Raw genomic sequence first — 692 nt, 5'->3', positions numbered from 1 at the left:
GCATGACACTGACCATGGCGCTGTCGATCATCGTCATGCGCAAGAATCCCGGCATGTCGGCGACGGCTTCGGCCTGCCTCGGCGCCTTCTTCTCCATCTTCGTCTGTTGGCCATTCGGCAAGCCGCTGGATGTCACCGGCGTGCAGGTCGTCCAGATGGCGCTTTTCGGCATCGTCAATTCCGCCATGGGTCTTGCCTTCTTTGCCTGGGGTTCGCGCAAGATCCCGGCAGTCGAGACGGCACTGATCGGCGCACTCGACACGCCGCTTGCACCGCTCTGGGTCTGGGCCGCCTTCGGCGAAACACCGGGCAGGACTACACTGATCGGCGGCGGCATCGTCTTCATCGCCGTCATCGGTCATATCGTCGCCAGCCAGCGGTCGCATCCGGCAATTGATTCGGCTTCAGCGGAAACAGCGTAGAAACAGCATGGATGCACGCCGCGAACACCAGATCGGACTTTTCTTTGTCATAGCAGCTGCCATCACCTGGAGCAGCGCCGGCTTCTTTACCCGGCTGATGAATCTCGACTATCCGACAATGATTGCCGGCCGCGGCATCTTTGGCGCCATCGGCATGCTGGTTCTGATCATCGTGATGGACCCACGCGGCTGGCGGAACCAGTTCCGCCGCATGGGCTGGGCCGATCTCGTCTATGTGCTTAATTATGTCTTCGGCACGACCTGCTACAT

The 692-nt window shown here is 60.4% G+C and carries 2 protein-coding genes; both read left to right on the top strand.

Annotated elements, in window-relative coordinates:
- Positions 1–422, top strand: a 422-nt coding sequence (locus AC1D0P_RS26635; protein ID WP_477679476.1) for an EamA family transporter, incomplete at its 5' end; no start/stop codon positions are given.
- 7 nt (positions 423–429) lie between these two features.
- On the top strand, positions 430–692 hold a 263-nt coding region (locus AC1D0P_RS26630), incomplete at its 3' end, for a hypothetical protein (RefSeq protein WP_477679475.1).

The sequence above is a fragment of the Polaromonas sp. P1_G2 genome, from assembly GCF_056405515.1.
Note: the sequence above shows the minus strand (reverse complement) of the source record. Positions and strands in the feature narration are given on the sequence as shown.